The sequence below is a fragment of the Caldimonas sp. genome (genome assembly GCF_046291045.1).
Classification (GTDB): domain Bacteria; phylum Pseudomonadota; class Gammaproteobacteria; order Burkholderiales; family Burkholderiaceae_C; genus Caldimonas.
This window is the reverse complement of record NZ_JBKBSL010000002.1, coordinates 1-7,762: the sequence shown is the minus strand read 5'-3', so window position 1 is coordinate 7,762 and position 7,762 is coordinate 1. Positions and strand designations below refer to the sequence as shown.

Genomic DNA, 7,762 nt, shown 5'->3' with positions numbered 1-7,762 from the left:
TGAGTCGGGACCAGGAACAGCCCCTGCGGGCTGTTCCGCGCCCGACGAACCGGTCGAGCTCTGCGAGACCGCGGTCAGCACCGCCCAGGTCGATACGATCCGCGTTATAATTTGAGGTTTCCCGCATTCCGGAAAGTGCGCCGAGGGGTTCGGCGTGGCTCCCGGCCCACCTGCGACCAAAGGATCCGGCATGAAAGAAGGCATTCACCCCAACTACCGCGAAGTGTGCTTCGTGGACCTGTCCAACGGCTTCCAGTTCGTGACGCGCTCGTGCGCGCCCACCAAGGAAACCATCAAGATGGACGACGGCCGCGAACTGCCGCTGTTCAAGCTGGAAACCACCAGCGAGACGCACCCCTTCTACACCGGCACGCAAAAGAGCGTGGACTCGCTGGGCGGCCGCGTCGAGAAGTTCCGCAACAAATTCGCGCGCGTCGGTCTCAAGAAGTAAGATCCTTCGTCCGGAGCCCGCCTGCAGCAGGCCCCGGCCTCTTCCGACAAGGCAGCCCGGTTTCGCGGCTGCCTTGTTCGTTTCCGGGCCTCGTGGGACGGCTCCCGCCCCGGCCGCGCCGAATTCCTGCATGATGGCGCCCGTGCTGGACGTGCCACCCATCCACCCTTGAACCACCCCACCCCCGCCATCGTCACCCAGCGCGCCGCACGGCGCCTGCCCCGCCTGGCGCTGCTGCTGCTGTGCGCAGCCTATGTGCTGCCGGGCCATTTCGGACGCGATCCCTGGCGCAACGCGGACGTCACCGCCTACGGCTATATGCACGCCCTGGCGCAGGGGGGCGATTGGTGGCACCCGACGATCGCCGGGCTGCCCTCGGACGGCGGCCTGCTGCCCTACTGGCTGGGCGCGCTGTTCATCCAGGCGCTGGGCGGCTGGCTCGGGCCGGAGCTGGCCGCGCGCGTGCCCTTCGCGTTGCTGCTGGCCGCCACCCTGGCGCTCACCTGGTACAGCTGCTACCACCTGGCCCGCACCGAGGCTGCCCAGCCGGTCGCTTTCGCCTTCGGCGGAGAAGCCCATCCCGTGGACTACGCGCGGGCCGTGGCCGACGGCGCCGTGCTGGCCCTGCTGGCCAGTCTGGGCCTGCTGCAGCTCGGCCACGAGATCACACCTGAACTCGTCCAGCTTGCTGGAGTCAGCCTGTGCCTGTACGCCGTTTCGGCCAGCACCTACCGCGGCTGGCAGCCGCGCCTGGCGATGCTGGCTGCCCTGCCCCTGATGGCTGGCAGCGGCGCGGCCAGCCTGGCCCTGGCCCTGGCCGCTGCCGCCGGGCTCGTCTGCCAGCGCTCCCACTACGCCGCCACCCAGGCGTTCACCCCGTGGGTGCTGGTCTCGGCCCTGCTGGCCGGCCTGCTGGCCACGGCCTTCGGTACCTGGAGCTGGCGTGTGCAGGAATGGCCTTCCGTGACCCAAGTGTCGCGGCTGCTCGTCTGGTTCACCTGGCCGGCCTGGTTGCTCGCCGGCTGGACCTTGTGGCGCTGGCGTCACCACCTGCGGCACCGGCACATCGCCTGGCCCCTGTCGATGGCCGCCATCGCCGTGACCGCCTGCGTGGCGATGAACGGCTCAGACCGTGCACTGCTGCTCGGTCTGCCGGCCCTGGCCGTGCTCTCGGCCTTCGCCTTGCCCACGCTGCGCCGGGCCATGGCCTCGGCGATCGACTGGTTCTCCGTGTGCTTCTTCACCGCCGGCGCCCTGTTCGTGTGGGTGATGTACATCGCCATGCACACGGGGCTGCCCGCCAAGCCGGCCGCCAACATCGCCAAGCTCGCCCCGGGCTTCGAACCGAGCTTTTCCGTGGCCGCCCTGTCCCTCGGGATCGCCGCGACCCTGGCCTGGGCCTGGCTGGTGCGCTGGCGCACGGGCCGGCATCGCGAAGCCCTGTGGCGCAGCCTGGTGCTGCCAGCCGGCGGCGTTGCCCTGATCTGGATGCTGATGCTCACCTTGTGGCTGCCGCTGCTGAACTATGCCCGCAGCGACCGACCGCTGGTCGAGCGCCTGCAACGCCACTTGCCCGCCAACGCCTGCGTGCTCACCAGCGGATTGCCGCGCCACCAGCTCGCGGCCCTGCAAGCCCTGGGCGGCCTGCGCGTGCAGGCCGGCATGGACGGAGATCCGCAGACGTGCCGCCACCTCCTATTGATCGGGCCACGTCGCAGCGCGCCGGCGGCCCCGCCGGGCTGGACCCTGGTCACCGCCGAACGGCGCCCCACGGACCGCAACGAACAAACCTATCTCTACCGCCGGGACTGACACCCCATGCCCGCTTGGCGGCCCATCGCCCGTGATGCGGGCTCCATCCTGATCGGCCAGCTCGCCACCATCGGCTTTGGCGTGGCCGACACGCTGATGGCCGGCCGCGCGTCCAGCGAGGATCTGGCCGCGCTGTCGGTCGGCGCGGCCCTGTACGTCAGCATTTTCATCGGGCTGACCGGCGTGGTGCAGGCCCTGATCCCGGTGGTGGGCCAGCACCACGGCGGCGGCGAGCCTCGCCAGGTGGGGCGCGCCTTCCAGCAGGGCGTGTGGCTGGCCCTGGCGCTGGCCGTGCCCGGGATGCTGCTGATGTTCTTTCCTGGCCCCCTGCTGGCGCTGACCGATGCCACCCCCGAGGTGGCTCAGCGCACGCGGGACTATCTCTTCTGGCTGGGCTGGGGCCTGCCCCTGGCACTGCTGCTGCGCTGTTTCAGCGCGCTCAACCAAGGCATCTCCCGCCCGATGCTGGTGACGGCATTGCAACTGGGGGGGCTGGCGCTCAAACTGCCACTCAATGCCTGGTTGGTGTTCGGCGGCGGCGGGCTGCCGGCTCTGGGGGTCACGGGCTGCGCGCTGGCCACACTGATCGTCCTGGCCCTGCAAGGAATCCTCGGCGGGGCGATACTGGCGCGACACCCGCTGTATGCCCCGTTCAGCTTGTGGCGCGACTGGGATCGGCCCCGCTGGCCTGAGCAAAAGGAGCTGCTGCGACTGGGCCTGCCTGCCGGGGCGAGCTACTTCGTCGAAGTGACGGCCTTCGCGCTGATGGCCGTGTTCATCTCGCACTTTGGCACCACTGCCCTGGCGGGGCATCAGATCGTGGCCAACCTCGCCTCCGTGGCCTACATGCTGCCCCTGTCGATCGCCGTGGCCACGGGGGCTCGCGTGGCCCAGTTGCGCGGCGCCGGTGACGCTCGGGCCGCGTGGCACGCTGGCTGCCAAGGCATCGGCATGGCGGTGGGCTTGTCGATGACCCTGGGCCTGGTGCTGTTCGTCTTACGCAGCCCCATCGTCATGGCCTACAGCTTGGATCCGGCCGTGCGCGCCATCGCCCTGCAGCTGATCGTGTTCATCGCCGTCTACCAGATCTTCGATGCCGCGCAGATCACAACGGCCTTTGCCCTGCGCTCGTTGCGCATCGCGCTGGCTCCTGCGGTGGCTTATGTGGTGTCGCTGTGGGGCATCGGGCTGGCGGGAGGCTGGGTCCTGGGCTTCAACCTCGGCGGCAGGATTCCGCAGGCCCTGCACGGCGCCGGCGGCTTCTGGGCGGCCAATGTCGCCGCCCTGGCCCTCGTGGCGGCTCTGTTGGTGCTGATGTACCGGCGGGTGGGCCGCCCGTTCAGGCGGACGCCGCCGGTGCAGCCGGCGCCTTGACGCCACCTCCGATTGCCCCCCCGACGGACACGCGCAAGGCCGGAACGATGAGCCTGAACTCGGAGCCCTTGCCGGGCTCGCTGCGCATGTCGAGTTCGCCGCCGTGGCGCTGCATCACATGCTTGACGATGGACAACCCCAAGCCCGTGCCGCCCGTCTCCCGCGAGCGACTGCCATCGACCCGATAAAAGCGCTCGGCCAGACGCGGCAAGTGCTCCTTGTCGATGCCGATACCGGTGTCCTTCACGACGAACTCGCCGCTGCCGTCTGGACGCACACGCCAAACCACCTCGATGCTGCCCCCCTCGGGCGTGTAGCGAATGGCGTTGCTCACCAGATTGCTCAGCGCACTGAAGTATTCGCTTTCGACACCGGCCAGGCGCGAGGGCTGCTCGATGCGGAAGCTGAGACGGTGGCGGCCGCGAGACAGGTTGTGCGCGTCCTGCTCCATCTGCGCCATGAGCTGGCCCGCATCGCACCAGACGTCGGTGGGAGGCCGCGGGCCGCCTTCGAGCCGGGCCAAGGTCAGCAAGTCGCTGACCAGCGTCTGCATGCGCTCGGTCTGCTGTGCCATGAGACTGAGCACCCGCTTGCGTTCCACCTCCGTCAGCGGCAGGTTGGTCAGGGTCTCGATGAATCCAGCCAGCACAGTGAGCGGCGTGCGGATCTCGTGGGAGACGTTGGCCACGAAGTCACGCCGCATCCGGTCGGCACGCTCGCGCTCGGTGATGTCCTGCGACAGCACCAGCTTCATGCCCTCGCCGTATTCGCGCACCGTCACCGACAGCATCACGTCGCCGCGCGCGCCAAGAAACTGGATCGAACCTTTGGATCCGCCGCCTTGGAGATAGGCCACGAAGGCCGGAGCACGCACCAGGTTGGTGACCCGCTGCTGAAGGTCTCGTTGCGGGTCGAGCCCGAAATGTTCGGCCGCCACCCGGTTGCACCACTGGATGTGGTCCTCGGGGTCGAGCATCATCACGCCGTTGGGCGAGGCCTCGATGGCCGAGAGGAACTGGGTCAGGCGCGTCTGCTCCTGCGCCACCTGCTGCTCACGCTTGCGCAAGGCCCGCTCGATGCGGTAGCCGAGCTCTCCCCACAGACCTGCATCGCGCGGGGCCGTGCCCTGCTGATTGCCGCGCAACCAGTGGAGCAAGCGGTGACCGCGCAAGGTGTCGAGGAGGATCAGCACCGCCGCCGACGCTAAAGCGCCCAGCAAACCCAACAACAACGGCGACTTCAGTGCCAAGCCGGCCACGTAGCCTGCCGCCGCTCCCGCCAACACCAGCATCACGCCGGCGACGGCCCTGGGAAACAACCAGTTCATGCTCGGTGGCGTTCAGGTCGCGGGTGTCGGCAGGTTCTGCGTCAGGCGATAGCCTGCCCCGCGCACGGTCTCGATCATCTGCGAGCATTGCACCGGCGCGAGCGCCTCGCGCAATCGCTTGACGTGCACATCCACGGTACGCTCCTCGATGAACACGTGATCGCCCCAAACGCGATCGAGCAACTGCGCGCGGCTGTGCACCCGCTCTGGGTGCGTCATGAAGAAATGCAACAGTCGAAACTCGGTCGGCCCCACCTTCACTTCCTGCCCCCCCCGAGACACCCGGCGCGTGCTGGGATCCAGACGCAAACCACCGACTTCCACCGCAGTGTCCAGGGCCTCGGGCGCCTTGCGGCGCAGAACCGCCCGGATGCGCGCCATCAGCTCATTGGTCGAAAACGGCTTGGTCAGGTAGTCGTCGGCACCGGCATCGAGACCGGCGACGCGGTCGGGCTCGTCACCACGGGCCGTCAGCATGATGATGGGAACGTCCTTGGTCCGGGGCTCGGCACGCCAGCGCTTGGCCAGTGCCAGGCCGGACTGACCGGGCAGCATCCAGTCCAGCAGGATCAGGTCGGGCAGCACCCGGTCCACCTCGGCCAGCGCCCGTGTGGAATCGCCCACGACCGTGACCTCATACCCCGCGTGACGCAGATTCAGGGAGATCAGTTCGGCAATCGCGCTTTCGTCTTCTACCACAAGCACTCGGCTCATGAGCCTCGCCTCCTTCAGCGCACGGCCGACTCGACGCTCTCCATCGAGGCGTGTCGCACATCGGTGCCCTTGACGATGTAGATGATCTGCTCGGCCAGGTTCTTGGCATGGTCGCCCACACGCTCGATCGCCTTGGCCACGAACACCAGATCGATGCTGGCCGAAATCGTGCGCGGATCCTCCATCATGTAGGTGATGAGCTTGCGCATCAGGCCGTCGAACTCCTGGTCGATCTGGTTGTCCTGCTTGATGACCTCCAGCGCCTGGTTCACGTCCAGCCGGGCGAAGGCGTCCAGCGTCTTGCGCAACTGGGAGGTTGCCAGCGAGGCCTCGAAAGACACGTCGCCAACGGGCAGGCGCAGGCGGCTGAACACCCCGGTATTGATGAGCCGCTGGACGGTGCGGGCAATGCGCGCCGCCTCATCGCCCACCCGCTCTAGATTGCCGATGGTCTTGGAGATCGCGATCAGCAAGCGCAGGTCACGCGCCGTGGGCTGGCGCCGGGCGATAATGGTCGACAGATCGCGGTCGATCTCGACTTCCATCTGGTTGACACGTTCCTCCTGCGCGAGCACCTGCGTGGCGGTATCCCCGCTGAAGTTGGACAGCGCGTAGATGGCCTGAGCCACCTGGGACTCCACCAGGCCGCCCATCTCGAGCACGCGGGTGGAGATGCCGGACAACTCGGCATCGAACTGGGTGGACAGATGTTTGTCGGTCATGTGTTGCTCCTTGCAACCTCGGTGCCGTCATGCGCCGAGGCGTTGTCCCGTCGCTCACCGGCAAGTGCAGCGGGCCGGTAGGCGGTCGGGCTCACCCGAAACGGCCGGTGATGTAGTCCTCGGTGTCCTTCTGCTTGGGCTTCATGAACAACTCGGTCGTCTGCCCGAACTCGACGAGCGTGCCGAGGTACATGTAGGCGGTGTAGTCGGACACACGTGCCGCCTGCTGCATGTTGTGCGTCACGATGATCACCGTGTAGTCGTTCTTGAGCTCGTGGATCAGCTCCTCGATCTTGCCGGTGGAGATAGGGTCCAGCGCCGAGCAGGGTTCGTCAAGCAGCAACACCTCCGGCTTGATGGCAATGCCGCGTGCGATGCACAGGCGCTGCTGCTGCCCGCCGGACAGCCCGGCCCCGCTCTGGTCGAGCTTGTCCTTGACCTCGTTCCACAGGGCCGCCTTGCGCAGTGCCCATTCGACACGCTCGTCCATCTCCACACGCGGCAGACTCTCGAACAGCCGCACACCGAAGGCGATGTTGTCGTAGATCGACATCGGGAAGGGCGTGGGCTTCTGGAAGACCATGCCGATCTTCGCTCGGATCAGCGAGACGTCCAGCTTGGACCGCAGAATGTCCTCGCCGTCCAGCAGGATCTGGCCTTCCGCCCGCTGCTCGGGATAGAGCTCGAACATGCGGTTGAAGGTGCGCAGCAGTGTGGACTTCCCGCAGCCCGACGGCCCGATGAAGGCCGTCACCTTCTTCTCGGGAATCTCGAGGTTGATGTCCTTGAGGGCGTGGAACTTACCGTAATAGAAATTCAGATTGCGCACCGAGAGCTTGATCTTCTCGGTCACGGGCACATCGACTTTTGCGTCCATCGGGAGCCTCTCGGTGGATGTCAGTGTTTGTTGCGGAAGAGCACGCGGGCGAGGATGTTCAGCGCCAGCACGCCCAGCGTGATGAGAAACACGCCGGTCCAAGCCAACTTCTGCCAGTTCTCGTAAGGACTCATCGCGAACTTGAAGATCGTCACCGGCAGGCTGGCCATCGGCTGCGACAGATCGGACGTCCAGAACTGGTTGGACAGCGCGGTAAACAGCAACGGCGCCGTCTCACCCGCGATGCGCGCCAGGGCCAGCAGCACGCCCGTGATGACACCGGCGCGCGAGGCCTTGAGCGTCACGCTCAGAATCACCTTCCACTTCGGCGTGCCCAGCGCATACGCAGCTTCGCGCAACGAATTGGGGATCAGCACCAGCATGTTCTCGGTCGTGCGGATCACCACCGGGATCACGATCAGCGCCAGCGCCAGGATGCCCGCCCAGGCCGAGAAGGACTTCACCTGCGCCACCACCACCGCATA

Annotated in this window: 8 protein-coding genes; 3 read left to right on the top strand and 5 right to left on the bottom strand. The window is 67.1% G+C overall.

Annotated features, from left to right (window positions below; genetic code table 11):
- Positions 1–190 precede the first annotated feature (190 nt).
- From ACK4ZD_RS01010 to ACK4ZD_RS01000, 3 genes are all read left to right on the top strand, one after another.
- Positions 191–451 (top strand): type B 50S ribosomal protein L31, encoded by a 261-nt coding sequence (locus tag ACK4ZD_RS01010; RefSeq protein ID WP_104302842.1) that lies wholly within the window; start codon positions 191–193, stop codon positions 449–451.
- Between the two features lie 168 nt (positions 452–619).
- Complete coding sequence (locus ACK4ZD_RS01005) at positions 620–2,263, top strand: hypothetical protein (protein WP_409657471.1); 1,644 nt, start codon at positions 620–622, stop codon at positions 2,261–2,263.
- Positions 2,264–2,269: 6 nt separating this feature from the next.
- The gene (locus tag ACK4ZD_RS01000) at positions 2,270–3,637 is read left to right on the top strand and encodes an MATE family efflux transporter (RefSeq protein ID WP_409657468.1); all 1,368 of its coding nucleotides are present in this window, start codon (positions 2,270–2,272) and stop codon (positions 3,635–3,637) included.
- On the opposite strand, the gene phoR is transcribed toward ACK4ZD_RS01000, so the two are convergent.
- The 5 genes from phoR to ACK4ZD_RS00975 all read right to left on the bottom strand — a co-directional run.
- Positions 3,603–4,964: a phosphate regulon sensor histidine kinase PhoR gene (phoR, locus tag ACK4ZD_RS00995; protein ID WP_409657464.1), complete on the bottom strand. Its 1,362-nt coding sequence runs from the start codon at positions 4,962–4,964 to the stop codon at positions 3,603–3,605. The two genes, ACK4ZD_RS01000 and phoR, sit on opposite strands and share 35 nt — an antisense overlap.
- Positions 4,965–4,976: 12 nt before the next feature.
- A complete protein-coding gene (gene phoB, locus ACK4ZD_RS00990; RefSeq protein ID WP_409657461.1) occupies positions 4,977–5,678 on the bottom strand; it encodes a phosphate regulon transcriptional regulator PhoB in 702 nt (233 codons plus the stop codon).
- A gap of 14 nt (positions 5,679–5,692) precedes the next feature.
- Positions 5,693–6,400, bottom strand: a complete 708-nt coding sequence (gene phoU / locus ACK4ZD_RS00985; RefSeq protein ID WP_409657459.1) for a phosphate signaling complex protein PhoU — start codon at positions 6,398–6,400, stop codon at positions 5,693–5,695.
- Between the two features lie 91 nt (positions 6,401–6,491).
- Positions 6,492–7,277: a phosphate ABC transporter ATP-binding protein PstB gene (gene pstB / locus ACK4ZD_RS00980; RefSeq protein ID WP_409657456.1), complete on the bottom strand. Its 786-nt coding sequence runs from the start codon at positions 7,275–7,277 to the stop codon at positions 6,492–6,494.
- Positions 7,278–7,297: 20 nt separating this feature from the next.
- On the bottom strand, positions 7,298–7,762 hold a 465-nt coding region (locus tag ACK4ZD_RS00975; RefSeq protein WP_409657453.1), incomplete at its 5' end, for an ABC transporter permease subunit.

What these genes read in the sequence shown, in the direction of transcription:
- ACK4ZD_RS01010 (WP_104302842.1), top strand. Translation starts at nt 191, where the DNA reads ATGAAAGAAGGCATTCACCCCAACTACCGCGAAGTGTGCTTCGTGGAC.
- ACK4ZD_RS01000 (WP_409657468.1), top strand. Translation starts at nt 2,270, where the DNA reads ATGCCCGCTTGGCGGCCCATCGCCCGTGATGCGGGCTCCATCCTGATC.
- phoU (WP_409657459.1), bottom strand. Translation starts at nt 6,400, where the DNA reads ATGACCGACAAACATCTGTCCACCCAGTTCGATGCCGAGTTGTCCGGC.
- phoB (WP_409657461.1), bottom strand. Translation starts at nt 5,678, where the DNA reads ATGAGCCGAGTGCTTGTGGTAGAAGACGAAAGCGCGATTGCCGAACTG.
- pstB (WP_409657456.1), bottom strand. Translation starts at nt 7,277, where the DNA reads ATGGACGCAAAAGTCGATGTGCCCGTGACCGAGAAGATCAAGCTCTCG.
- phoR (WP_409657464.1), bottom strand. Translation starts at nt 4,964, where the DNA reads ATGAACTGGTTGTTTCCCAGGGCCGTCGCCGGCGTGATGCTGGTGTTG.